The sequence below is a fragment of the Glycocaulis sp. genome (assembly GCF_050485565.1).
Lineage (GTDB): Bacteria > Pseudomonadota > Alphaproteobacteria > Caulobacterales > Maricaulaceae > Glycocaulis.
Genome location: NZ_JBJHBQ010000013.1, coordinates 14680 through 38861 on the forward strand (window position 1 = coordinate 14680; position 24182 = coordinate 38861).

23 protein-coding genes and 1 tRNA gene are annotated in these 24182 nt (G+C 64.5%); 12 read left to right on the top strand and 12 right to left on the bottom strand.

What is annotated here, in order from left to right; all coding sequences use genetic code 11:
- Positions 1-76: 76 nt before the first annotated feature.
- The 3 genes from clpA to ACQ5ID_RS12825 form a co-directional block, all read right to left on the bottom strand.
- Positions 77-2404 (bottom strand): ATP-dependent Clp protease ATP-binding subunit ClpA, encoded by a 2328-nt coding sequence (clpA, locus tag ACQ5ID_RS12815; protein WP_429912828.1) that lies wholly within the window; start codon positions 2402-2404, stop codon positions 77-79.
- Positions 2405-2408: 4 nt separating this feature from the next.
- Positions 2409-2768 carry an ATP-dependent Clp protease adapter ClpS gene (clpS, locus tag ACQ5ID_RS12820; protein ID WP_371395063.1) on the bottom strand — a complete coding sequence of 120 codons (360 nt, stop codon included), beginning with the start codon at positions 2766-2768 and terminating at the stop codon, positions 2409-2411.
- A gap of 236 nt (positions 2769-3004) precedes the next feature.
- A tRNA-Lys gene (locus ACQ5ID_RS12825) sits at positions 3005-3080 on the bottom strand.
- 142 nt (positions 3081-3222) lie between these two features.
- Here ACQ5ID_RS12825 and ACQ5ID_RS12830 point away from each other — a divergent pair.
- The 3 genes from ACQ5ID_RS12830 to ACQ5ID_RS12840 all read left to right on the top strand — a co-directional run bounded on the left by ACQ5ID_RS12830 (position 3223) and on the right by ACQ5ID_RS12840 (position 5025).
- Positions 3223-3840 (top strand): hypothetical protein, encoded by a 618-nt coding sequence (locus ACQ5ID_RS12830; protein WP_429912829.1) that lies wholly within the window; start codon positions 3223-3225, stop codon positions 3838-3840.
- A gap of 140 nt (positions 3841-3980) precedes the next feature.
- Positions 3981-4373, top strand: a complete 393-nt coding sequence (locus ACQ5ID_RS12835) for a hypothetical protein (protein WP_429912830.1) — start codon at positions 3981-3983, stop codon at positions 4371-4373.
- Between the two features lie 97 nt (positions 4374-4470).
- Positions 4471-5025 carry a hypothetical protein gene (locus ACQ5ID_RS12840; protein ID WP_429912831.1) on the top strand — a complete coding sequence of 185 codons (555 nt, stop codon included), beginning with the start codon at positions 4471-4473 and terminating at the stop codon, positions 5023-5025.
- Positions 5026-5077: 52 nt separating this feature from the next.
- Here ACQ5ID_RS12840 and tgt read toward each other — a convergent pair whose 3' ends face one another.
- Positions 5078-6208, bottom strand: coding sequence for a tRNA guanosine(34) transglycosylase Tgt (gene tgt / locus ACQ5ID_RS12845; RefSeq protein WP_429912832.1), 1131 nt, complete (start codon positions 6206-6208; stop codon positions 5078-5080).
- Positions 6209-6247: 39 nt separating this feature from the next.
- Here tgt and ACQ5ID_RS12850 point away from each other — a divergent pair, with 39 nt between their 5' ends.
- Positions 6248-7795, top strand: coding sequence for an acyl-CoA carboxylase subunit beta (locus tag ACQ5ID_RS12850; RefSeq protein WP_429912833.1), 1548 nt, complete (start codon positions 6248-6250; stop codon positions 7793-7795).
- Between the two features lie 642 nt (positions 7796-8437).
- Positions 8438-8920, top strand: a complete 483-nt coding sequence (locus ACQ5ID_RS12855; protein ID WP_429912834.1) for a hypothetical protein — start codon at positions 8438-8440, stop codon at positions 8918-8920.
- Between the two features lie 35 nt (positions 8921-8955).
- Here the strand turns inward: ACQ5ID_RS12855 and ACQ5ID_RS12860 are convergent, their stop codons facing one another.
- The gene (locus ACQ5ID_RS12860) at positions 8956-10056 is read right to left on the bottom strand and encodes a hypothetical protein (protein WP_429912835.1); all 1101 of its coding nucleotides are present in this window, start codon (positions 10054-10056) and stop codon (positions 8956-8958) included.
- The gene (locus tag ACQ5ID_RS12865) at positions 10053-11135 is read right to left on the bottom strand and encodes a GNAT family N-acetyltransferase (RefSeq protein WP_429912836.1); all 1083 of its coding nucleotides are present in this window, start codon (positions 11133-11135) and stop codon (positions 10053-10055) included. The genes ACQ5ID_RS12860 and ACQ5ID_RS12865 overlap by 4 nt, the downstream gene beginning before the upstream one ends.
- Before the next feature lie 102 nt (positions 11136-11237).
- On the opposite strand from ACQ5ID_RS12865, the gene ACQ5ID_RS12870 reads away from it, so the two are divergent.
- Genes ACQ5ID_RS12870 through ACQ5ID_RS12885 form a run of 4 tightly spaced genes read left to right on the top strand, consistent with a single transcriptional unit; the run spans position 11238 to position 15362 of the window.
- Complete coding sequence (locus tag ACQ5ID_RS12870; RefSeq protein WP_429912837.1) at positions 11238-12767, top strand: polysaccharide biosynthesis C-terminal domain-containing protein; 1530 nt, start codon at positions 11238-11240, stop codon at positions 12765-12767.
- A complete protein-coding gene (locus ACQ5ID_RS12875; RefSeq protein ID WP_429912838.1) occupies positions 12764-13657 on the top strand; it encodes a glycosyltransferase family 2 protein in 894 nt (297 codons plus the stop codon). The genes ACQ5ID_RS12870 and ACQ5ID_RS12875 overlap by 4 nt, the downstream gene beginning before the upstream one ends.
- Positions 13654-14436: a polysaccharide deacetylase family protein gene (locus tag ACQ5ID_RS12880; protein WP_429912839.1), complete on the top strand. Its 783-nt coding sequence runs from the start codon at positions 13654-13656 to the stop codon at positions 14434-14436. The genes ACQ5ID_RS12875 and ACQ5ID_RS12880 overlap by 4 nt, the downstream gene beginning before the upstream one ends.
- Positions 14433-15362, top strand: a complete 930-nt coding sequence (locus ACQ5ID_RS12885) for a glycosyltransferase family 2 protein (protein ID WP_429912840.1) — start codon at positions 14433-14435, stop codon at positions 15360-15362. The genes ACQ5ID_RS12880 and ACQ5ID_RS12885 overlap by 4 nt, the downstream gene beginning before the upstream one ends.
- Here ACQ5ID_RS12885 and ACQ5ID_RS12890 read toward each other — a convergent pair.
- The 3 genes from ACQ5ID_RS12890 to ACQ5ID_RS12900 are packed head-to-tail and all read right to left on the bottom strand — an operon-like array spanning position 15338 to position 18857.
- The gene (locus ACQ5ID_RS12890; RefSeq protein ID WP_429912841.1) at positions 15338-16594 is read right to left on the bottom strand and encodes an O-antigen ligase family protein; all 1257 of its coding nucleotides are present in this window, start codon (positions 16592-16594) and stop codon (positions 15338-15340) included. The genes ACQ5ID_RS12885 and ACQ5ID_RS12890 overlap by 25 nt on opposite strands.
- Entirely contained in the window at positions 16591-17226 is a 636-nt protein-coding gene (locus ACQ5ID_RS12895; protein WP_371394255.1) for a hypothetical protein, read from the bottom strand. Before ACQ5ID_RS12895 ends, ACQ5ID_RS12890 begins: the two co-directional genes overlap by 4 nt.
- Before the next feature lie 50 nt (positions 17227-17276).
- Positions 17277-18857 (bottom strand): GumC family protein, encoded by a 1581-nt coding sequence (locus tag ACQ5ID_RS12900; RefSeq protein ID WP_429912842.1) that lies wholly within the window; start codon positions 18855-18857, stop codon positions 17277-17279.
- A gap of 96 nt (positions 18858-18953) precedes the next feature.
- On the opposite strand from ACQ5ID_RS12900, the gene ACQ5ID_RS12905 reads away from it, so the two are divergent.
- On the top strand, positions 18954-19694 hold the full coding sequence (locus ACQ5ID_RS12905; RefSeq protein WP_429912843.1) for a polysaccharide biosynthesis/export family protein: 741 nt from the start codon (positions 18954-18956) through the stop codon (positions 19692-19694).
- 14 nt (positions 19695-19708) lie between these two features.
- Here the strand turns inward: ACQ5ID_RS12905 and ACQ5ID_RS12910 are convergent, their stop codons facing one another.
- From ACQ5ID_RS12910 to ACQ5ID_RS12920, 3 genes are all read right to left on the bottom strand, one after another.
- Positions 19709-19981 carry a hypothetical protein gene (locus ACQ5ID_RS12910; protein WP_429912844.1) on the bottom strand — a complete coding sequence of 91 codons (273 nt, stop codon included), beginning with the start codon at positions 19979-19981 and terminating at the stop codon, positions 19709-19711.
- Between the two features lie 174 nt (positions 19982-20155).
- Entirely contained in the window at positions 20156-21454 is a 1299-nt protein-coding gene (locus ACQ5ID_RS12915; protein ID WP_429912845.1) for a hypothetical protein, read from the bottom strand.
- Between the two features lie 279 nt (positions 21455-21733).
- Positions 21734-22456, bottom strand: a complete 723-nt coding sequence (locus ACQ5ID_RS12920) for a glutathione S-transferase family protein (protein WP_429912846.1) — start codon at positions 22454-22456, stop codon at positions 21734-21736.
- Between the two features lie 151 nt (positions 22457-22607).
- Here ACQ5ID_RS12920 and ACQ5ID_RS12925 point away from each other — a divergent pair, with 151 nt between their 5' ends.
- Positions 22608-23555, top strand: a complete 948-nt coding sequence (locus ACQ5ID_RS12925; RefSeq protein WP_429912847.1) for an isopenicillin N synthase family dioxygenase — start codon at positions 22608-22610, stop codon at positions 23553-23555.
- Between the two features lie 41 nt (positions 23556-23596).
- Positions 23597-24049, top strand: coding sequence for a hypothetical protein (locus tag ACQ5ID_RS12930; protein WP_429912848.1), 453 nt, complete (start codon positions 23597-23599; stop codon positions 24047-24049).
- Positions 24050-24182 lie beyond the last annotated feature (133 nt).

A 24182-nucleotide genomic window follows, 5' to 3' on the forward strand; every position in this document is an offset into this window, starting at 1 on the left:
GAAAAGTGCACAACGCCCTCATGCTGAGGAGCACGCAGTGCGTCTCGAAGCACGAGGGCTTAAGCGCTGTGAAAGCCTACCGCACCGGTTCCGGCTTGCGCTTGGCGCCGGACTTGCCCTTGCCCTGCGACTTGATGCGGTCGCCGGGGATGATCTCGAAATCGAGCCGGTCCTCGTCGGCGGCATCAACATCGACCTTCACCACACCGCCCTTGCGCAGCTGGCCAAAGAGAATCTCGTCGGCCAGAGGCTTCTTGATGTGCTCCTGGATCACGCGCCCCAGCGGACGCGCACCAAATTTCTCATCATAGCCACGCGCCGCCAGCCAGGCTTTCGCAGGCTCGGTCAGCTCGAAAGTGACGCCGCGGTCGGACAGCTGGGCTTCCAGCTCCAGAACGAATTTCTCCACGACGCGGGCAACCACATCCTGTTTCAGGCCGGCAAAGCCGATCACGGCATCAAGCCGGTTGCGGAATTCGGGCGTGAACAGCTTTTCAATCGCGGCCGTGTCCTCGCCCTCGCGCTTGCCCCGGCCAAACCCGATGGCTTCCTTGGCAGCATCGGACGCGCCCGCATTCGTGGTCATAATCAGGACCACATTGCGGAAGTCGATCTTCTTGCCGTTGGCGTCGGTCAGCTCACCATTATCCATGACCTGGAGGAGGATGTTGAAAATGTCCGGGTGCGCCTTCTCGATCTCGTCCATCAGGAGGACCGAGTGCGGGTGCTGGTCCACGGCATCGGAGAGCTGGCCGCCCTGATCGTAGCCGACATAGCCCGGAGGCGCGCCAAGCAGGCGGCTCACCGTGTGGCGCTCCATGTATTCGCTCATGTCAAAGCGCAGGAGCTCCACGCCGAGCACGGAGGCGAGCTGGCGGGCGACTTCGGTCTTGCCGACGCCGGTGGGGCCGGAGAAGAGATAGCAGCCAATGGGTTTCCTCGGCTCGCGCAGGCCCGCACGGGCAAGCTTGATCGCGCTGGAAAGCTTGCCGATCGCCTCATCCTGGCCGAACACGACGCGTTTGAGCGAGACATCGAGATCTTTCAGCACCCGCTCGTCAGACTTCGACACCGACTTGGCCGGAATACGCGCGATCTTGGCGACGACCGTCTCCACTTCCTTTACGCCAATCGTCTTTTTGCGCCTGGACGGCGCCACGAGGCGCATGGAGGCGCCCGCCTCGTCGATCACATCGATGGCCTTGTCCGGCAGCTTGCGGTCGCCGATATAGCGATCAGACAGCTCCACCGCGCTTTTCAGCGCCTCATTGGTGAAGCGCACATCGTGGAAATCCTCGAAATAGGGTTTGAGCCCCTGCAGGATCTTGATGGCGTCGGCGACGCTGGGTTCCACCACATCAATCTTCTGGAAGCGGCGGGCGAGCGCGCGGTCCTTCTCGAAATGCTGGCGGTATTCCTTATAGGTCGTCGAACCCATGCAGCGCAGCGAGCCGGACTGCAGGGCTGGTTTGAGCAGGTTGGAGGCATCCATCGCCCCGCCAGAGGTCGCACCGGCGCCGATGACGGTGTGAATTTCGTCGATGAACAGCACGGCGTTGGGCCGCGCTTCGAGCGCCTTGACCACCTGCTTGACGCGTTCCTCGAAATCACCGCGATAGCGCGTGCCAGCCAGCAGCGCGCCCATATCGAGCGAGTAGATCGTCGCCTCTTGGAGCACTTCGGGTACGCTGCCTTCCACGATCAGGCGGGCCAGCCCTTCCGCGATGGCCGTCTTGCCCACGCCCGGATCGCCAACCAGAAGCGGGTTGTTCTTGCGGCGGCGGCAGAGAATCTGCACGCAGCGCTCCACTTCCGCAGCGCGCCCGATCAGCGGATCGACACTGCCCGCCTTGGCCTTGGCGTTCAGATCAACGCAATAGGCGGCCAGCGCATCATCCTTGTCCTCAGCCACATCCTCATCGGCCTCGTCAGCGCCCGTCGGGCGGCGGCTCTCGTCCGCGCCCGGCTTCTTGGCGATGCCGTGGGAGATGAAATTGACCGCGTCATAGCGGGTCATGTCCCGCTCGGCCAGGAAGTAGGCGGCGTGGCTTTCGCGCTCGGCAAAGAGCGCGACCAGCACGTTCGCGCCGGTCACTTCCTCGCGTCCTGAATTCTGGACATGAATCACCGCGCGCTGGATGACGCGCTGGAAACCGGCAGTGGGTTTTGCGTCATCATCATTATCGATGACCAGGCTCGCCAGCTCGTTATCGACATAATCGCCGAGCGTGGCGCGCAGCTCCTCCACGTCGACTTCGCAGGCGCGCATCACCGCTGCGGCATCCTCGTCATCGCAGAGGGCCAGCAGCAGATGCTCGAGCGTCGCGAACTCGTGCCGGCGCTCATTGGCCGCCGTCAGCGCGATATGCAGGCTTTGCTCAAGGGCAGGCGAAAATGATGGCACGGGACTAGTCCTTTTCCATGGTGCACTGGAGAGGATGCTGTGCCCGGCGTGCCGCGTCCATAACCTGCGCCACCTTGGTCTCAGCTACCTCGTAGGTAAAAACGCCGCAAACCCCCACCCCATTCTGGTGAACATGCAGCATGATGCGAGTCGCGTCTTCCTGGTCCTTGTGAAAAATCACCATCAGAACCTGAATGACGAACTCCATCGGCGTAAAGTCGTCATTGAGCAGCAAGACCTTGTACATGGACGGGCGCTCGGTACGCGGGCGCGTTTTCACGGTAATGCCCGTCTGGCGCTCCGTGTCGCCCGGTCCCGGCGCCGACGGCCCCTTTGGTCCCGATGGTTTGCGCGGGTCCGTCATGCCCATTCGCCGTTTCGCCTCACCTGGTACGCCTCTTCCGGCAGAGCTTCGCTCGTCTGCAAGATTAAATAGGCATGCGGGGGCCAGTGAGAAGCCCCTTCGCGCGGCTTGTTAACAGTGCGCTGTGGCAAGGACATGGCCGCCGGGAACAAAATCGCGGCGCGCAGGGTTTTCCACGCAACGCGAACCAGACGCGGCGGAGCGCGTGAAAAACCATATCAAAGCCTTGAAATTCTTGGTGAGCCGGCCGGGGCTCGAACCCGGGACCTACTGATTAAAAGTCAGTTGCTCTACCAGCTGAGCTACCGGCTCTCATCAAGAGTGCGCGTAGATATAGAGGCCCGCACCGCCGGTCAAGGCAGTCAGGTGCGTGATGCACGCGCGTCAGGCAGGCTGTTTGCCATGGCTTTGCCATGATGGGAAGCCAACGTTTGCGCGAGGGAGGACCGGGACCATGAGATTTGCGCTTGTTGTGGCCATGTGCGGGGCGTGCCTTTCCGGGCTGGGTGCCTGCAACACCTCACGCGAGACGTTCGATGAGGCGGCAGGGCGCACCATGCCGGCGGCTTATGATGCGCTGGGCGCGCCGCGCGAGCGTCCCGGAGCCGTGATGGTGGAAGAAGGCGAGCGCACCGTCCCCACGCCCTATGGCGGCTCTGGCGCGCGCCGGGTGTGCTCCACCGTGGCCACTGATATCGCGCGCCTGACCGCTGTGCTCGGCCCGGATCGCGAACAGCCCCCTGCCCCCGACGAAACGGAGGAGGAAGCGCGCGAGCGCTCCATGTGGGATTCGGGCCAGGACCTGCTGGCACGTGCGCCGGATGCCGCGCAGGACGCCGCCGTAGACGCCTATTATTCGGCCATTGTGGGGCTGAACCCGGTCCGGCCCGTTGTCCGCTTCGTGCAGAATTCGGCGCGTATCGAGGCACAGGCGCGCGCCCAGCGCGAGATGGCGTGGTCAAGACGCGCCTATTTGCGCGGCCTGTTTGACGGCTATGGCTGCAACCGGCGCATTCTGGAGCAGACCTTCATCCGCTATGGCCTTGCTGATGATGCGTCAGCAGCGCAGTAGCGCTGCCGCTCTGCAATCGGGGTGCGCGGGGCGCATTGCACCACAGGGTCTCCCACGTTATCAGCATGGTTAACGCGGCAGCGCACGAGTTCTTGCTGTCCGATGATCCAGACATTTCCGATTGAAAGCAGGTCAGACTGATGGCTGACGATATTGCCTTCGAGCTCTTTGACGAGCGCAGGCTGATAATCATCACCTACCCTGAGCGTGCCAATTCCAGCGCCATCCGCAAGCTGATGACACTGGCAGACGAAGGTGCCATTCCCAGAGGCTTTAACGCCCTTCTGGACTTTTCGGCCACACTCTCGCTCGACTTTCCCGTCGAAGCGATGATCGAGCTGTCCATGGTCCGGCGCCGTCACCTGCCTTACCGGCCAAACGAAGTGCGCAAGACCGCCTATCTGCGCGCGCGGCCCGCTTTGCGCGACGTGCTCGATGCGTGGGAGAGCTTCTTCTACGAAGATCCGCCCGCCCTCATCTTCCGCCATTTCGATGATCGCGAGGCGGCGCTTGAGTGGCTGACCGAGCGCTAACCACCCTCCCCGCGGGGAACCTGCAGACAGAGTTAACCGTTTCTCTCATGTTGATACGCCCGGAAATCCCGTGGCGGATCAGAAGGGAGAGATGAAGATGAAACGCATTCTTGTGACGACAGTCGTCATCGCGTCCTTCGCGGGCGCTGCCCACGCCCAATTGCCCGATGTCACCGGTCAGGTCACCGGTACGGTCAACCAAACCACGGATGCCCGGCTGGGTGTGCTCGGCAGCGAAGCGATGATCGACCAGCGCACCGGGCTTGGCATCGATACCCGCCTGACCGGCCAGTTGGACCGCGCCTTGCCGCGCCATGACCGCACGGCAGCCAATGCGGCGCTGCGCACCCAGCTGGAAACCGAGTCGCGCGCCTATGTGCGCGCCAGCACGCCGAACGCCCCGCGCGCAAGGGCCAGCGCCCGCGTCCAGTACGCTCCGGTGCGGGTCTATACCCGTGATGGCTATTATGCCGGCCATGTGCATCGCACGCGCCGGTCCTCGGGCCAGTATCATGTGGTGATCCGCCCTGAGGGCAGCACGCGCACGCATGCGGTGCTGGCCAGCGACGCGGCCTTTGATGCCAGCGCCAATGCCATCGTTCTGGCGGCCACGCAGGCCGAGCTGAACTCACAACTGAACATCAACCGCTAGCAATAGCGCCTGCAATCCAGCTTCCAGCGGCCTCCCTTAGCGGAGGCCGCTTTTATGCGCGCTTGCCCGTGCCCTCTTCCCAGCGGGCAAGGAAATCTGCGCGGAACGCCTCGAACCGGCCTTCAGCGATAGCCGCGCGCATGCGCGCCATCAGGTCCTCGTAATAGGCGACATTGTGCCAGGAGAGGATCATGGAGCCGAGATACTCGCCCGCCCGCACCAGGTGGTGCAGATAGGCCTTGGAATAATCACGGCTCGCCGGGCAGTTCACCGCCTCGTTTAGCGGGCTTTCATCCTCGGCATATTGCGCGTTTTTCAGGTTGAACGGGCCGTAATCGGACCATGCCTGACCATGGCGGCCTGAACGCGTCGGCATCACGCAGTCAAACATGTCGATCCCGCGCGCCACCGCCTCAACGAGGTCAATCGGACGGCCCACACCCATCAGATAGCGCGGGCGGTCCTGCGGCAGGTGCGGCGTGGTCACGTCCAGCACATTGCACATCATTTCAAACCCTTCACCCACCGCAAGCCCGCCGACGGCATAGCCGTCAAACCCGGTCTCGATCAGGCTTTGCGCCGATTGCTGGCGCAAGTCCGGATAGACCGAACCCTGTACGATGCCGAACAGGTTCTGGGTAGCGCGTTCTCCAAACGCCTCTTTCGAGCGCCGCCCCCAGCGGATGGAAAGCTCCATGGATTTGGCCGCCGCATCGCGCTCGCACGGGAAGGGCGTGCATTCATCGAGCTGCATGGAGATGTCAGCGCCGAGAAGATCGGCCTGAATCTCGATGGAGCGCTCAGGCGTCAGCATGTGCTTTGAGCCATCGATATGGCTTTTGAAGGCCACCCCCTCCTCGCTCATCTTGCGCAGGCCCGCCAGCGACCAGACCTGAAACCCGCCAGAGTCAGTGAGGATCGGCCCGTCCCAGCGCATGAAATGATGCAGGCCGCCGAGGCGATTCACCCGCTCCGCGCCGGGGCGCAGCATGAGGTGGTAGGTATTGCCCAGAAGGATGTCCGCGCCTGCCTGCCTTACCTGATCGGGATAGAGCGCCTTTACTGTCGCTGCCGTCCCCACCGGCATGAAGGCAGGCGTGCGGATATCCCCGCGCGATGTTTTCAGGGTGCCGGTGCGCGCCTGGCCATCGACGGCGGCGATCTCAAAGGGAAAACTGGCCATGTGAGTCGGGTGTCCTGATGCGCGGGGAAAGTGGAACGGATGAGCTGGAAAGACGAAATTGACGAGTTGCGCAAGCGTCAGGCGCTGACCCGAGGCATGGGCGGACCCGAAAAACTGGAGCGCCAGCGCGCCGCAGGGCGGCTGAATGTGCGCGAGCGCATCGCCCTTCTATCCGATGAGGGGAGCTTTCGCGAGATCGGCTCCATCGCAGGCACAGCAAGCTATGACGAGGACGGCAATCTCACCGGGCTGATGCCGGCCAACTGCGTCTTTGGCCGCGCAAAGGTGCGGGGCCGCGATGTGGTGCTGGTCGCGGACGATTTCACCGTGCGCGGCGGGGCAGCCGATGCCGCCATCGTGGAGAAACAGATACAGGCCGAGGCGATGGCGCGGGACTTACGCCTGCCCATGATCCGCCTGATCGAAGGCACGGGCGGCGGCGGCTCGGTCAAATCCATTCTCGACATGGGCGCTACTTACGTCCCCTTCAATCCGGCCTGGGATCTGGTGGTGGAGAATCTCGAGACTGTCCCTGTGGTCTCATTGCTGCTGGGGCCGGTGGCGGGCCTTGGTGCCGCCCGCGCCGTTTCCAGCCATTATTCGGTGATGGTCAAAGGGCAGGCGCAGATGTTCGTCGCCGGGCCGCCTGTGGTGGCTGGCATTGGCGAGGACGTCACCAAGGAGGAGCTCGGCGGAGCGGACATCCAGCTCGCCGCTGGCGCAGTCGATGACGCCTTTGCCAGCGAGGCCGAAGCGATGGAGGCCGCGCGCTGGTTCCTCTCCTATCTGCCAAACTCCGTCCACGAACTGCCCGCACGTACCACGCCACAGGATGACCCCGCCCGCACCGATCCGGCGCTGTCCTCGATCGTGCCGCGCGACAAGCGCTACGCCTATGACATGCGTGCCATCCTCGCCTCGACGATGGACCGGGCCAGCGTCTTCGAGATGGGCCGCAATTTCGGCCAGTCCGTCATCACCGCCTTTGCGCGGCTGGATGGCTGGCCGGTCGCGGTCATCGCTTCGAACCCCAAAGTCTATGGCGGCGGGTGGACGGCAGAAGCCGCGCAGAAGCTGACGCGCTTTATCGATCTGGCCGAAACCTTCCGCCTGCCGATTGTCCATTTCGTGGATATTCCAGGCTTCGTCATCGGCACGCGCGCCGAACGCGCCGGGACGATCCGCCACGGCGCGCGGGCGCTCGCCGCGCTCTATCAGGCCAGCGTTCCCATGTGCGCGATCATCGTGCGCAAAGCCTTCGGCGTCGCGGGCGCGGCGATGATGAACCATACCGGCTTCCGCTATCGCTATGCCTGGCCATCTGGCGACTGGGGCTCGCTGCCACTGGAAGGCGGGGTGGAGGCTGCGTTCAAGGCAGCGCTGGAAACAGCTGAAGACCCGGCCGCGATGAAGGCGGAACTCTCCCGCCAGATGCGGTCCTTCTCCTCCCCCTTCAAGACAGCCGAACGCTTCTGGGTGGAGGAGATCATCGATCCGGCAGAGACGCGGCCTTTGCTCACCGAGTTTGCAAGGCTCTCTGCGCCCTTGCGGGATCGGGGAGACAAAAAACCGCGCTACAGGCCTTAGGGGTGTTCCGCTTCCCCAAACTCCAAACACTGTCATCCTCCGGCCGAGCGGCAGCGAGGTCCGGGGGACCCATGCCTGCAACGAATCCGCTAGCTCCAAGCTCTCAGGCATGGATCACCCGCATGCGCGGGTGATGAAAGCTTTTGGGATGGCCATTGACCTGTCCACCGGAGTCCCCCGCCTCGACGGGGGACCCAGAGATAAAAAGCTGGGTTCCCGCCTGTGCGGGAACGACGAAGGAGATAAACAGGCCGCCGGAGATTGATGCCTCCTCACGCGCGTTTCACCGGCAAAATCCGGTGCCCAGCCAAGTTCTCCTTCTGGACCCGGACTTTCGTCGGGGAAACGCAGAAAAAAGGGAGCGTTGAGTGATACCGGTTTCCCGGCGCGCAGCGCCGAAAAGCGCGACTGCGCGCCCGCGACTTTTCGCGGAATATCGCAACGCGGATGCGTTGCGGAACTAAAGAGGCATGGGTTCCCCGGATCGCTACGCCGCCGGAGAATGACAACGCGGAGAGGCTTGAAGATATAAATAATTCCAACATCTTACAAACCTTACCACTATCGTCAGATGCAACACGGCGCGCTTTGAGAGACGGTCCCTTCCGTTAGCTCCTTTGGGGAGTGAGAAGGAGATCTGAGATGAAACGCATCCTCTTTGCCGGGCTGGCGATGGCCGCCCTTTCGACGCCCGCCCTCGCCCAGCAGGGCCAGGTGATCCGCACCGGAGACACTGCCCTGTCCTGCCGCGAGGTGATCGTGGAAGCCAATGCTGCCGCCGAAGTCCTCGGCGGCGCGCCCGAAGGCGGCGTTTTCGATTCCACCTATGCGACCGAGGCTGCAACCGGCCTCGCGCAGCAGGCCGCGCTGATGTCAGGAGCGGGTCGGGCCATTCCCGGCATCGGCGCGGTCGGCGGCATGATGCGCCAGCGGGCGCAACAGCGCGAAGCCGAGCTGGCCGCCCAGCGCGCGGTCGCCGAGAAGCGCTGGTACTGGCTGTCAGGCCTCTATGAAGGCGGGCAGTGCGACAGCGTGCTGCGGGCCGAAGCCTCCGCCGCTGCCGCGGCAGCCCAGCCGCAATCTGATGAGCCGGTCTATGAAATGGGCGATCCGGCAGAAGAGTAAGTCCCTCCTCTTCGCACGGCGCAGGCGCGCTGCCTTCAGTCCGGGCGTACCCGGTTGCGGCTGAAGGCGGCGCGCAGCGCGTTCATGGCCTCGCGTGACAGGGTGACATTCATGCCGGTTTCGCGTGTCTCATAGGCGTCCCAGCCGCTGGGCCAGCGCCACGCCGCCCAGTTCGCGCCAGCGCTTTCCAGCGCGGCAATGCGAGTCTGGAAATAGCGGCCCAGATCCGGCGCATGCAGCGCCGCGCCAAATTCCAGACAGGCCCAGCGCGGATAGCGAGCCATCGCCTGCGCCAGATGGCGGCCATCATCATTGAGGCGCACGCCGGCGCGCGCGCCCTGATGGGTGTATTCCCACGGGGCATAGTCATGCACGTTGATGATTGTATGCGCAGATACGCTCTGCATGGCACCAAGAGCCTCTGCCCTCGCCCAGCGGTCCGGGCTGAGGATGAGCGGCACGCCCGAAGACTGTGGCCAGCCACGGTCAATCGCGGCGGCCATGGCGGGCCAGACAGACGGATGGCCCAGATCACTGCCATTGGGCTCCACCATGGCAAGGATACCCGCCAGAGCCGGATGCGAGCCAAAGCTGCGCGCGGCATGCAGGCACATGGCCACCCAGGCGGCCTGTGCCTCCTCATCGCGCCAGAGCAAATTGTTCAGCAGGCGGCGCGGATACCAGTCATCATCGGGGTGGAAAGCAAAGGCGCTGCGCCCCGGCCCGGTGCGAAAGCCGATAACCGTGTAGAGACCAGCGCGCTGGCACATCTCCAGCCAGCGCCCGATATGGTCCTCAATCGCCGGGTCAACGCCAAAGCGGCCCGTTTCGCCAAACACGCCCGCGCCAGACCAGACGGCCAGATTGGCGCCTGCCTCGGCCAGCGAGTCCAGCGCCGCCTGCGAGACCGGCGCGCCCAGCGGCCCCGGCCCCAGAAATGTTGTGCCATCCAGCTCAGGGTAGACGCGCCGCTGGGCGAAGACCGCACCGCGCAAATGCGGGCCGGTTGTATTCTCCCAGAGGGCCAAGCGGCCAGACGGCGATGAATCGTAGGAGGCAAGGCGCAGGCCCGCAGGCGCGAACGCGGCGCTGAAGGCCGCCCCGCCAGACGCCAGCAGGGTGCGCCGCGTCGTCATGCCACCCTGAACGCCGTGAACCGGTCAATGCGCCGGAAAGCCCGTCCCGGCAGGGTGGAAAGCGCGCCCAGCGGCAGGCGCTCGGCGGCATCCTCGATATGATCGGCGAGTTGCCGCGCGGCACCCAAAAGTGATGGCGCAGCGACATAGCCCGACGCCAGCGGAAACTGCCAGCTGGCCAGCTCGCGTTTGAAGTCGTACTCGCCGGGGCCAAGATGAATTTCTCTCAAGCCCTCACCCGACAGTGTCCGGGCGATTTCGGTAAGCAGGTTCAGCCCCGGCCCCAGCTTTGAAAATTCCGGGTCATAGACCGGGAACCAGTAGTGCAGGACGGTGTCCGAACGCATGCCGACATGAGCGGCGGCAAGCTGGCCATTGACCTCAAGGCTCGACACCAGCCCGGACGCATTGTCCAGCCCGCCCTTAACGAGCGTATCAATCAGCTTGCGGGTCCAGTCGACCGAGAACACGTCGAAATGGCTGGTGCGCCGGTACTGGCGTGATTTCCATTCTATCGCTTTTTCAAGGACTTCGGGGCGATCGTCCTGAATGCGGAATTTGAAGCTGACGGTTTCCTCTTCCAGCTTGCGGCGGCGCGCACGCAGATTGCGGAAAGCCTTGGGCTCGACCGCGCTGCGCGTTTCGATCCATGCGTTATAACCCGCCGACAGATCTATAACCCAGGAACCATCAACCAGCTGTGCATGGTCGCGGAACGCGGTCTGCGTACCGATCGCGCCAAAGAAGTCGAACACTTTCAGACCGGCAGCTTTCAGGACAGCCTCAAGATCGAAACGGGTGCCCGGCGCGGCGATGAAGCCATGATGGTCGCTCAGAGGTCCGCCCAGCGGCCGGGCATGGCCCAGCGCGCCCTTGTGAAAGGGAAGAAAGCCCTTGATCGCCCCCGCCTCGCGGATCACGAGCACGCGGGTATCGCGCCGCACAGCGGCCATGGCATCGAGAAATCCGAGCGAGAAATACGGACTGGCAAAGCTCGCGTCCGCCGCCTGAAAGCTGCGCCAGGTGTCACGCTCGGTCTTGCCAAGCGACTGGGCGCGGCATGTCTCGACTTGCATCATTCGCCGTCCCCTCAGATAGGCGCGCTCGCACTGCACCTGACCCATTCCGGAACGGTTTTATACGCTCCAGCCGGTTAAGGCGCTTCTTAAGGCTTGTTATGCATGCTGCGTTCCGCTGCGGCTCCGGCATCGGGCTTGCTAGCAGACACACGATGTAGCGCACCGGAACGCCTGATAATGCTGAACCGCCATCTGCTGACCTATCTGCCGGTCTATGCCGCGCAAATCCTTGTCGGATTTGGCAGCGTGGTGGTGTTCACCCGCGTCCTGTCACCGGAGGAGTATGGCCGCTACACGCTGGTTCTGGCGGGCGCACTGCTCATCCAGACCCTTGTCTTCACCTGGCTGGACGCCGCCGTAGCGCGCCACCATGCGCGCGCGACCGCCAGAGGCCGCCTCGGCGGGCATCTCGCGACCGCCTTCTCGATCTATGGCGCGCTGGCAGTGGCAAGCCTTGTCATCTTCGGCGGCGCCATCGCGTTTGCGCCCGTCAGCACCGAAATGAAGACAGTGTGCGCGTTCGCGCTGGTCTCACAGGTGCTGCGTTCGGCCATGATGCTGGCGCTCGAAACACGCCGGGCCGAGGGCGAGGCTGTGCGCTTTGCGCTGCTGGAAAGCTTTATCCTCAGTGCCGGTTTCGGCCTTGGCGTGGTGTTCATTCTGGCGGGCGGGATGGGTCCTGCAGGCCCGTTCGCAGGCATAGCGCTGGCGTGCGTGGTGGCCATACTGATCGACATTCCGGTCCTGCTTAGCAAAGCCAAGCGCGACCGGGCGGGGCCGCGCCGGGCTTTGCGCTTCTTTGCCTATGGCGCGCCGGTGGCGGTGTCGCTGGTGTTTGAACACCTGCTCTCCACCGGAGACCGCTTCGTTATTGCGGCGCTGATGGGCGAAGCTGCGACCGGTGCCTATGCCGCCGGATACGGCATTACCGACCGCTCGCTGAACATCATCTTCATCTGGCTGGGCATGACCGCCGGGCCGCTGGCCATCAAGGCGTTCGAGCACGAGGGCGCAGAAGCCGCGCGCGCCGTGCTGCGCCAGGCCGCCGGCCTGATGGGTCTGATCGCGATTCCCGCCGCCACCGGCATCGCATTGCTCTCCGAACCCTTCGCCCGGCTTCTGATCGCTGACAGCCTTGCCGGTGCCGCAGCGCCCATCATGCCGCTGATCGCGCTGGGTGCGATGCTGAACGGCTTCATGACCTATGTCTTCCATGAGAGCTTCGTGATCGGGCGCAAGCCGAAAGTCATGGCCGGGCTGATGGCTGGCAGTGCGGCGCTGAACCTGGCGCTGAACCTTGCCCTGATCCCGATGCTGGGCCTGATCGGCGCGGCGCTGGCCACCGTCCTCTCCTACGCCATTGCGCTGGCTGCGTGCGTGGTCATGGGCCGGGGTATATTCCGTCTCTCTTTGCCCATCGATGACTGGGTGAAGGCCGCTACGGCCAGCGTCATCATGGCCGCTGCGCTGATGGCGCTACCGGTGCCGGACGCCGCCTTCTTGCATCTGGCGCTCCATGTGCCTGTGGGTGTGCTGGTGTACGCGGTTGTGGCCCTTGCACTGGACGTTGCCGGGTGCCGCAGCGTGTTTGTGATGCCCGCCATGCGCCGCCTGCAATGGAGGAGCGCATGAGCACGCCCTTCCTCTCAGTCCTGATCCCGTTTCACGGTGATGACCCGTCTGCCCTGCTGGACGCCCTGCTGGCACAAGCCGGCGGCTTCACCGAAATCGTCCTGTTTGATGACGGCTCGCCCGATACTGGCGTGTTCGAGCGCCTCTCGGCGCATCCCGATGTCCTGAACGGGGCGGTGCGTGTCCTGCGCTCCGACACCAATATCCAGCGTTCCGGCGCACGCAACGCGCTGGCCGATGCGGCAAGGGGCGAATGGTTGCTCTTTCTGGACGCGGACATGGAACTGCCTGAGGGTTTTCTTGCCCGCTGGCAGGCATTGCTCGAAAGCGCGGAGTTTGACGCGGCCTATGGCGGCTATCTCGTTCCGGACGCCAGGGCGGGCCAGTTCGCCGTTCATGCGGCCCTGGCCCGCGCTGGCGATGTGGACAACGCCGCAGCGCGCGCAAAACGCGGGGCATCGGCCTTCGCAGGCTCCAACATGGCAGTGCGGGCAAGCCTGATGGCCAGCACGCCGTTTGACGAAACCTATCGCGGCTGGGGCTGGGAGGATGTGGACTGGGCGGTGCGCGCCGCCAAGGCCGGACGCCTGGCCCATATCGATAATCCGGCCGGCCATGGCGGGCTGCAGAGCGTTGACCGCCTGCTGACCAAGTTTGCCGAAGGCGGCGTCAATTATGCCCGCTTCCTCGCCCGCCATCCCGATCAGGCAAGCCTGCCCGGCGCGCGTCTCGCACGCCTGCTGGCGCAGTGGCGTCTGTTTGCTGCTGTGCAGGCGCTGGCACCGGCCCTGTCCCGGACGAACGCCCTGCCGACCCGCACGCGCGTACTGGCGCTCAAAGCCTACAAGGCAGCGTGCGCGGCAGCAGCCCTGAAGGAGGTGACGCCATGAGCGATATCTACCAGCCCGCAGGCAGTCTGTTTGGCAAGGTGCGCCGTCTGGCGGCACGCGCGGGCGTCAGGCGGCCTATCGGCGTGGCCATCGACGAGCCTATCGTCTCATTCACCTTTGATGATTTCCCGCGCTCGGCAGCGCTCAACGGCGCGCCCATGCTGGAAAAGCGCGGCTGGCGAGGCACCTTCTACACGGCGATGGGCTTTCTCGGCACGACCACGCATCTGGGCGAGATGATGCACCGGTCAGACATCGAGGCGCTGCATGCGCGCGGCCACGAGATTGCCTGCCACACCTACGCCCATCTCGATGCCAGTCATTGCGAGGCGGAGGTTTTCGCAGACGATTGCGAACGCAATTGCGCCGAGCTGATGGATCTGGGCATTTTGCGCCCGCGCACCAGCTTTGCCTTTCCCTATGGAGAGGCCAGCCCGGCCATCAAGCGCGCCCTGCAGCCGCGCTATGGCGCGCTGCGCGGGGTGCGCCACGGCATCAACCGCAAGGGCGATGATCTGAACCTGCTAAAAGCGGTGGCGCTGGATGGCGGCAAGGCCGGTCTGGAGAAGGCGTTGCGGGCCATTCACGAGGTAAGGCGCGAACCGGGCTGGCTGATCTTCTATGGCCATGATGTGCGCGAAAACCCGTCCGAGTGGGGCTGCACGCCGGAGTTTCTGGCGACCATCTGCGCGGAAGTGGACGCGCAGGATCTGCCCGTGCTGACGGTTGGCGAGACGCTGTCCATGCTGTCAGGCGCGCCTGCCCGGATACCGGCATGAGCGAAGACGTCTCCGTCAGTGTACTGATCCCCACTTTCCGCAGAGCCGAAGGGCTGGCGCGGGCGGTGGCGAGCGTTCTGGTCCAGACCCGCCTGCCCGATGAAATCGTGATTGTGGACAATGATCCGGCGGCAAGCGCGCGCGAGCAGGCTGACAGGCTGGCAGAAGGTTCGCCGGTTTCGATCCGCTATGTTCACGAGCCGCGCCCCGGTGTCGCGAATGCCCGCAATACCGGGTTCGCCACGGCCACGGGACGCTTCATCGCCCAGCTGGATGATGACGAGGCGGCCAAACCGCAATGGCTGGAAAGCCTGTTGACTACACGCAGCGCCATGGACTGTCCCATCGTGTTCGGGCCGGTCACACCGCTGGCAGTGGACGCGAGCCCGACCGCGCGGGCCTTTCTGGAACGCCTCTATGCGCGCACCGGCCCGCAAGAGGACGCATTGCGCAGCCGGGACTGGGGCTGCGGCAATTCCCTGATCGACCGCGCACGCGTTTCCCTGCCCGAACCGCCCTTTGATGTGCGCACCAATGAGATGGGCGGGGAGGACGATCTTCTGTTCGTTGCATTGCAGGATGCGGGGGTGCGTTTTGCCTGGTCAGCGGGCGCCGAGGTGATCGAGCATGTAGAGGGAAAGCGCGCACGCTGGCCGCACATGCTGGCGCGCAGCTTCGCCTATGGTCAGGGTGCCAGCCAGAACTGCATCCATGGCTCGAAAGTCGATTATCCCGGCCTGCTGGGCTGGATGGCGGTCGGGCTGGGACAGGCAATGGTGTTTGGCCTGATCGCCTTGCCTGCGCGCCTGGCCGCCGGGCCTGGGGCTGGTGCAGCCTGCCTCGACAAGGCCGTGCAGGGCATTGGCAAGCTGTTCTGGATGGAAAGCCTTGCGCCGCGCTTTTACGGCGCGGCCTCACGCGGCTGAGCAAGCTTGGCCGCTGTAGCGGTGAACATCACCCACATGAGCGAGTTCTGCTCGGCCAGATTGCTCTCGGAAAAGCTGATAAGCCCCCACATGACGAGGAAGGGCAGTGCCCAATAGGTCTCGTTGCCCCGGAACAGGCGCAAAGCTGCACTGCCAAGCGCCCCTGCATAGGCGATCAGGGCAATGCCCACCCCGATCAGCCCGGTGGCGAGCGCGGTCTCTATCCAGCCATTATGCGCGGTTGGTACCGGCCAGCTTGTTTCCAGCCGCACCCAGTGCGCCGGGCCCAACTCCACCTGCCAGAACACGCCATAGCCAAAGCCCAGCAGCGGGCGCGTGGCGATCTGGCGGAAGAGCGCCTCCCAGATGTCTGTCCGGCCGGTGAAGGTCGCATCGCGGCCCAGCGCTTCGAGCAGCACGCCCGGGCCGATTACCAGAACCAGAATGCCCAGCGAAACACCCACCACGCCTGCCATGACGGCAATTGCGGACGAGGCCGCGTCGCGGCGCGCCATCGCGATCATGCCCGGCCCGGCAATCGCGATGAAGCTTGCCAGCAGCGCCGTGCGCGAGGTGGAGAGCAGGACCAGAGCCAGCGCCGGAACAACGAGGGCCAGCCAGATCATGCGGCGCTTTGCATCGAACGCCGCCGCGCCCACAAAGGCCAGCACAGCCCAGCCCATCATCGCGCCCAGCGTGTTCTTCTCCCACCACAGGCCGCGCCAGGCACCGGGGTGGATTTGCTGCATCACGCCAAATCCCGGCACCAATGCCCCGGCAATCGCGCTGCCAATCATCAAAATGGCAAAGCTGACCGCCAGAATGGTCAGGAGAGACTTCCAGTCGAAACGCGATGCCAGCCACAGGCCGAACAGGGTCGTCATGGCCAGCGCCAGCGCGCGGCGCGATGTGATGTCCGGATCGATCGACCAGAATGTGGACAGTCCGGCCAGCACGGCCAGCAGCACGAGCGGCCATGCCCTGAACGCCGTCTCCAGAAAGGCCAGAGGGCGCATGGCGATCAGGATGAGGGTCACACCGTAAACCGGCAGCCAGACCAGACGCAGCGCCTCAGCGGCATCCGGCCTTAGCGGATCAACCAGCAATGGCCCCAGCAAAGCCTGCGAAAACAGGAGAATGGCCAGAATAGCCAGCGCCGCTTCGATCAGGGGCAGGAAGGTCAGGCGGGGAAAGGCCGAGCGCCAGATATCCGCCCGGTGGAGCGCGTTCATTGCGCGGCTCCCCTCGCCTCACCCTGCCAGTCATGGGCGCGGTTCACGATCACGCCCAGCACTTTTGCGCCCAGCTTCTCGATATGGGCGGCGAGGCGTTCGGCGTCGGCCCGCTTGTCGCGCCGTGCGTTGGCCACAAGAATGACGCCATCAAGATCAGGCGCTACGGCTGCTATGGCTGGTGAGCCGTGCGGTACATCCACCACGCTCAAGGGTGCCATGGCGCGCAATTGCTGCCAGTAGCCCGGCGCGCGCTTGTAGACGAGGCGCTCCATCTCACCGGGCTTGTGCTGGAAACGCGTGACCAGCACGTATGCCGCTTCCAGCTTGCGCAGTACCAGACGCCCTGTTCCGGCCGGTTCCGCCGCCCAGAAGGGTTCGGCTCCGATTTCGGTGGAATAGGCCGAGCCATTGAGCCGCGCCCGGCTGGCCTGCGGATTATTGGCAAAATCCAGATCAACCAGCCAGACCGGCCCGCCGGTTTCCACGGCGGCCGCCCGCGCCAGCCCGGCCGCCACGCTGGACGTGCCGGCCTTGGCCGTGATGCCGAGCATCATCACGGCTTTGCCCGGCGCCCCGGGAGGGGCCAGCCTGCGTGCCAGATCGGCAAGCTCTGTGGCGAACGGATTCACGCCGTCTGTCTCCGCTAGGGGTTCCGAAGGTAGCGCAGGTGCGGGGCCGGTCATGCCCGCCCTGCCCCGTGAATACTACCCGGACCAAAATCCCGCACGCGGGCCAGCACGGCAAGGGGCCTTGCAGCAGGTTGCGCAGACACCGGCGCTGATTGCTGGCGGCGGGCGGGCGGCGGTGCAACACTCGCCGCCTGTTTGTAAGGCGCGGGCACCGGTTCGATCTCTGCAGATGACAGATCATCGCCCCGGTCCGCTTGCACCGGGCGGCGCAGCGCGCGCGGGTCACGCGTCGCCTCGAAATAGCCTTTGAGCAGGCCCAGCAACACAGCAGCGCCCAGCGCCAGTATCCCTGCCGCCCCGATGGCCGCATTACGCAAGGAGCGCGCTTGAGCGGGCGGCGTCGCCCGCTCGACGATACGCACCGAATCCGCAATGCCCGACGCACCGCCCCGGCGCGAAGAAGCCGCGGCAAACTGCAAAGCAAGGCGGCTTGCGGCCTCGCCGCGCGACGATGCCTCACGGCTCAGCCGGTCATACTGGCTGGAAAGCCCGGCCAGCCGGTCGGCCTGTGCACGGGCAGCCTCGAGCTGCGAGGCCAGCGTGGCAGCAAGACGGGCCTGCGCAGCGGCTTCGGACTCGCGTTGAAGGCGCGCGGTGTCGAGCTCTTGATAGACCGGATTGGCGCCTGTGCGCCGCTGGCCTGCGCCCTCCGCACCGCCGGACTGCACCAGCTCGCGCAGGGCGCGGATTTCGCGGTCAATCGCCTGAACCGGCGGCGCGTCATCCTGGTAGCGCGAGGTCAGCTCGCGGCGGCGCACTTCCAGTGCGAGAAGCTGTCCTGTGACATCGTTTTCCACATAAAGCTCAATAGATTGCGGCATGTCCCGCAAACGCTGCGACAGGGCAGCCGCCCCTCCGCGCGCGGACTGTGTTGCCGCCTCTGCCGCGAGCAGGGAGTTTTCCAGCTCGGTCATGCGCGTGACCAGCGCCAGACGCTCTGCCTGAAAGTCAACGATGGCATTTTCGACCAGGAAAGTGCGCAGATTGGTCTCAGCCACGGCGGCGGCAATCTCGGCGGCGGCCAGACGCTGGCCCAGCGCTTCGGCGCCGTCCTCAACCAGCACTTCACGGCGATAGGCCAGATAGGCGTCGATGATGGCATTGAGCACATTGGCTGCCGATTGCGGTGTCTCCCCGGCATAGCTGGCATGCAGCACGCTGGCATGGGGCGCGCGCTCGACCTGGAAGCTGGTGCGCATCTCGCGCAGCACTGCAGGTTGCGGCGATCCGCCCTGACGCTCGATGGCGAGGCGGCGAACCGTCTCGGAGTTGAGGATTTCGGCCTCCGACTGCAGCACCTGATCGAGCGTGAACGCGCCGCCTGAGCCTGCCGCGCCCGGTGCCTGATCTTCCTGATCCAGCAGGACCAGAAGCCGTGACTGCGCGACATATTCAGGCTTGAGGACAAACCAGGCTGCAGCCGCCATCGGCACGAAAAGAAGAACGAAAACGATGACGATCAGCAGTTTCTGCGACCATGCCAGTGCCAGCAGGTCAAACAGGTCCAGCTCCCGGCGGGCATGCCCCGCCTGGCCAGAATTTCCTGTGCCCGATCCACGTGTTGATTCCATAAGCGCCATCTGGCGGGGGTGCGCTTAATTTTTTCTTAGCCCGGCTCGCAGAAGGCTACACTTTATCAAGTACAAGCGACTCGAAGGTGGCGACCCATGGCCGAATTTGACTGGACCCGGCGCAACGCGCTCGCTGCTCTGCTGGCTGGCAGTGCAGCAATTGGCCTTTCCGCCTGCGGCGGGCGGGCGCGTCAGACCGCCAACGGGTTCGAGCCATCGCGCTTCCAGACATGGACCAGCGGCGATCCGGTTTACCGGCTCTATCCGGGCGATGCGATTGAAGTGACGGTCCACACCGCGCCGGAATTGTCGCGCGAAGTGGAAATCGGCCCGGACGGGCGCGCCAGCCTGCCACTCGTGGGCGGGGTGATGGTATCGCAGAAAACAGCGCCGGAGGCCGCACGGGCCATCGCAGACGGGTATTCACGGGTGCTTCGCGACCCCATCGTGGAGGTGCGCCCGCTCAGCTTTGGCTCGCAGCGCATTCTGATCGGCGGCGAGGTGAATGCGCCCGGCCCCTACCCGTTGCCAGATGGCAGGACAGGCGTGCTCGAAGCCATCATGTTCGCCGGCGGTTTCCAGCCAACCGCCCGGCGCAATTCGGTCGTCGTCCTGCGGCGTGCGCCCGATGGCGGTGCGATGATGCGCACCGTTGATGTGCGCTCCGCACTGCGCGGACAGCCGACCGACATGATCCCGCTTGCCCGGCACGATGTCGTGTTCGTGCCGCGCTCAGGCATCGCCGAGGTCAATCTGTTCGTCGACCAGTATATCCGGGGCATCCTGCCCCTGGATTCCGGGTTCAATTACCTGCTGTTTGAGGCAACCCGTAACTGATCAGGCAGACCGGCCTAGTGACGGGTGGAGAGCCACTCGCGCGCCGCACGCTGTGCCGCCGCAATGTCTTCTGTACCCATCTCGCTGGACACTTCCTTGCGGTAGTGCTTGGCGGGCTCAGAGCCCATCAGCGCAGCCAGGTTGAACCATTTGTGTGCCTCGACATAGTCGACAACGCCGCCCTGGCCCGTCGAGTAGAGCAGGCCGAGCTTGCACAAATCCTCGCCGGTCGGATCGGTATTGATCGCGTCGTGAACCTGACGGGTTTCCACATCGGTGAAAGCCATTTGTCTTCCCCATTCCATTTGGGTTCTGCGGGGCTTTGCCCTCGTCTCGAACCCGTGATTGACACCCCACCACCCACGCAAGGTTTTGCGTTTGTGTGAGAGCATATTCGCGGGGAATGGTATCCACAGGGTTAAGGCAAACTAAGAATAATGCATTTTAAGCATTTATTTTTGTTAGACTTTCCTACCAAGAAGTAACTCACGCATCGCGATATCGATGCGCTGGCCGAGACCGGCCCGGCCGGTTACGCGCACGCTGAAAGCCGATGTCAGCGCCGCCAGCACAATGCCAAAAGCCAGCGCGGCAAACACGCCTGCCAGCACAAATCGCTCCCAGGCTTCGGCGGTGACCGGGCTGGGCAGAATATCCTCACCGCGATCCAGCGCCAGCGCGCCGCGCCCGTGAAAATGCGCCAGCGCCAGCGTGCGCGGTCCGGCCTCCAGCGACAGGCGGCGCAGGCGCGCGGCGTCCTGCGGTGTTTCCAGCAGGGCTGTCAGCCGGATGGCATCAATGTTGGAGGTGTAGCGCGCCACCGCGCCCAGCTCACTGGCAATGGCGCGAAGTGTCTGTTCATTGGCCAACTGAAGTTCTGACCGGAAGGCGTCATCCACCTGCCCGGCCAGCAGCGCGGCGCGCAGCAGGCGCGCGCCCTGTCCCGCCCCGGCATCACGGCCCATGCGCGCCAGCGCGCATTCCAGTGCCTCTCCAGCCGGGCAATGGGCAAGAGTGGCCATCTCGTCGGACTGAAGCCAAAGCTCGCCTGTTCCGGCTGACAGGCCGGGCAGCAGGGCGAGATTAAGCGCGCCGTCCTCATGGCCGGCAAAGAAAGCCGCGTGTGAAGCGTGAATTGTCTCATAGAGACGCGAGGCGCGGTTCAGCCGCGTTCTCACCGTCGCCGGGGCCATCCCGGCGGCTGCTTCACTGGCCGCCAAGGCAGCGGCCTGGCGCATGCGCTCGTTCCACACGCTGTCCAGTTCCTGCTGCCTCACCCAGACCGGCAAGGCGCGAAGGACGGCCTCCGCTTCGCCCGGCGAGCGGGCGTGCAGCTCCGCCCAGATCAGGCTGGAGAAGCGTTCCCGGCCAGCGATCGGCTCGAACGCGGCGAGCAGGCTGGCCGCCAGCGCATTGTCGGGCGGCAGACCGGCACGCGGCTGCATGGCGGTTTCCAGCTCATTGCTCCAGATCGAGGCGGCTGTGGCCGCGTCCGGTGCCAGTGACGCAAAGGCGTCGTTCACGCGTCCGGCGCGGTCAGGCATATCGGCTACAGGGTTCAGATGGCGCATGCCGTCAAACGCCGAGAAACCGGCCAAGGCTACCAGAACAGCAAAGGCGGCAGGGCGCGCGAGAGCTGCCAGCGCCTGCCAGCTCCACCATATCAGGCGTCGCGGCAATCCGGCTTCACGCGGGTGACGCACGCGCCGCGCGCGCGCCTGCACCCTCTCAAGGCTGTATCTCGATCCCCGTCGTGCCACGCTTTCCCCCTTGCGCACGCCCTATCCAAGCATGACGGGCGGGAGGCTTCAACGTATTGCAGAAAGGTGTCATCCCCCGCTTTATGCGGGGGACCCATGCCTCTTTTGGTTACGCAACGCATCCGCGTTGCGGTGTTCCGCGAATACCCGCCTGCGCGGGCACAGGCAGTCGCGCTTTTCAAGCTACTCCGCGGCCTGAATAGACGCTGCTAGCTCGAAACTCTCAGGCATGGGTGGCCTGGACAAGCCGGGCCATGACAACATGGAAGAACTGAGGTCCTACAGCGCCTTCTGGCCGAACAATATCGCGCGGGCTTTCTTCGCCTCCTCGGAATCCTCGGCGAGGTTTGAGCGAAATTCCTTGCCCGCATCGCGGCCCCGGCGCAAAGCCGGGCGCTCTTTCAGCCGCTCGACCCAGGCTTTCAGGTTAGGGAAGTCCTCAAGGTTCTGGCCCTGCCCCTCAGGCAGTATCCACGGCCAGGCGGCCATGTCGGCGATGGAGTATGGCCCGGCGAGATATTCCCTGTCCGCTAGCCGCCGGTCGAGCACGCCATAAAGCCGGTTCACCTCATTGGTGTAGCGGTTCGCGCCGTATTCCAGCTTGCTTTCATCTGGCTCGATCTTTTTCGCGTAGGAGCGGAAATGGTGCGCCTGGCCTGCCATCGGCCCCAGCCCGCCCATCTGCCAGTGCAGCCATTGCTCCACCTCGGCCTGCTCGCGCGGATTGGCGCCGTAGAACTTGCCCGTCTTGCGGGCGAGATATTGCAGGATCGCGCCGCTTTCGAAGATGGAGATCGGCTGACCGTCCGGGCCTTCAGGGTCGGTGATGGCGGGCATACGGTTATTCGGGCTAATGGCCAGAAATTCCGGCCTGAACTGCTCGCCCGTGCCGATATTCACCGGCCGGATCACGTAAGGCAGCTCCATCTCCTCCAGTGCGATGGAAACTTTCCAGCCATTGGGCGTCGGCCAGTAAAAGACCTCGATGGGGGACTGGGACATAGGACATCTCCTGCTCAGCGCGACATTGGGCCGCGTGATTATGACTGGCAAGTCGTCCGCCATCGCTGCATCGTCAAGGGTGAGCGCCCTTCATCTCTGCCATAAGACGCGCTAAATGCCCTGCCCCTTTTCCCAAGCTGGTAGACCGACCATGACCGCCATCCTGCAAGACCTGATAAAGCCCGTTTCTTTCGCGCAGGCTGCGCGCGACCCGCAGGGCTTTGCCGATGCGCTGTGCGGCAGTTTCCGCGAATACGGTTTTGCAGTCGTCAGCGATCACACGATCGATCAGGGCGTCATCGACCGCGCCATTGCCGACACAAAAGCCTTCTTCGCGCTGCCAGATGACACCAAGCGGCAATATCACCAGCCCGGCGGCGGCGGGCAGCGCGGCTATACGCCTTTCGGCGTGGAAGCGGCCAAGGGCGCTGCGGCTGTGGATCTGAAGGAATTCTGGCATCGGGGCCGCGACCTGCCCGAGGGTCACCGCTATTCAGATGTGATGCCCGCGAACGTATCGGTCAGCGACATTGCTGGCTTCAACGAGACGACGCGCGATCTGTTTGATGCGCTCGACGCGATGGGCCGCATCCTGCTGAAAGCCATCGCGCGCCATCTGGATCTGCCGGAAAACTGGTTCGAGGCGCGCGTCGCCGAAGGCAATTCCATTCTGCGCCTCCTGCACTACCCGCCCGTCAGGGGCGAGCCGGACGGCGTGCGCGCCGGCGCGCATGAAGACATCAATGTCATCACACTGCTGCTGGGCGCGGAGGAAGCGGGCCTGCAGGTGAAAACCCGCTCTGGCGAGTGGCTGGCCATCAACCCGCCGCCGGGCGCTCTGGTGGTCAATGTGGGCGACATGCTGCAGCGCCTGACCAACCATGTCCTGCCCTCGACCACGCACCGCGTGGTGAACCCCAGCGCAGAGCGCATGGCCTTCTCACGCTATTCCACGCCCTTCTTCCTGCACTTCGCGCCGGACGTGGAGATCAAGACCCTGCCGCAATGCGTCAGCGCAGATAATCCCGACCGCTATTTGCAGCCCATCACCGCCCATGAGTATCTTATGGAGCGGCTGCGCGAGATTCGCCTCGCTTAAGGGTTTCCTTGCGCTCCGGCCGCCAAAGGGGAGGTCAGCGCATGGCAGGGCAGCGCAGTCCGGAAGACAGCATCCAGATCATCCGCCTGATGACGCGGCTGAACGGCATTGCCATTATCGCCTGGCAGGGCGGAGAAGCTCTGACCCTGGTAGGCGGGGCGGGCCTTGGCGTCGGCTATCTCGCCTCCGGCATCGGGTTCGGGGTCTGGCTGGTCAGCGCAATTTTGTGGATATGGATCGTGATTTTCGCCCGCCAGCGCTGGAAGCTGGACATTCTGGGCGATGCAACCGCCCGGCAGGTCTTCATCCGCACCGGGCGGACCGCTTTGCCTGTACTGGTTACCTGCCTGGTTGTGGGCGGGGCAGTGACGATGTTCACCGCCATCTCCGGCGAAATCGCCTTGCGTATTTCCATAGCCGCAGTGGCCGGGACCGCGCTTCTGGCTGCGGCAGCCTATGACCGCCAGCTGCGCACCAGCCCTGCCTTGCCATAGGCTTTGACGGCCCCCGCCCGACTGCATCAAGCGCGGCGCGGGGCGGGCTTCTAACAGGCAATCCGGCTTCCCGGCTGAGGGAAAACCTGCGGCGCGGCGTTGAATCTGCACGCCTTAACCCCTACCTTTAGCG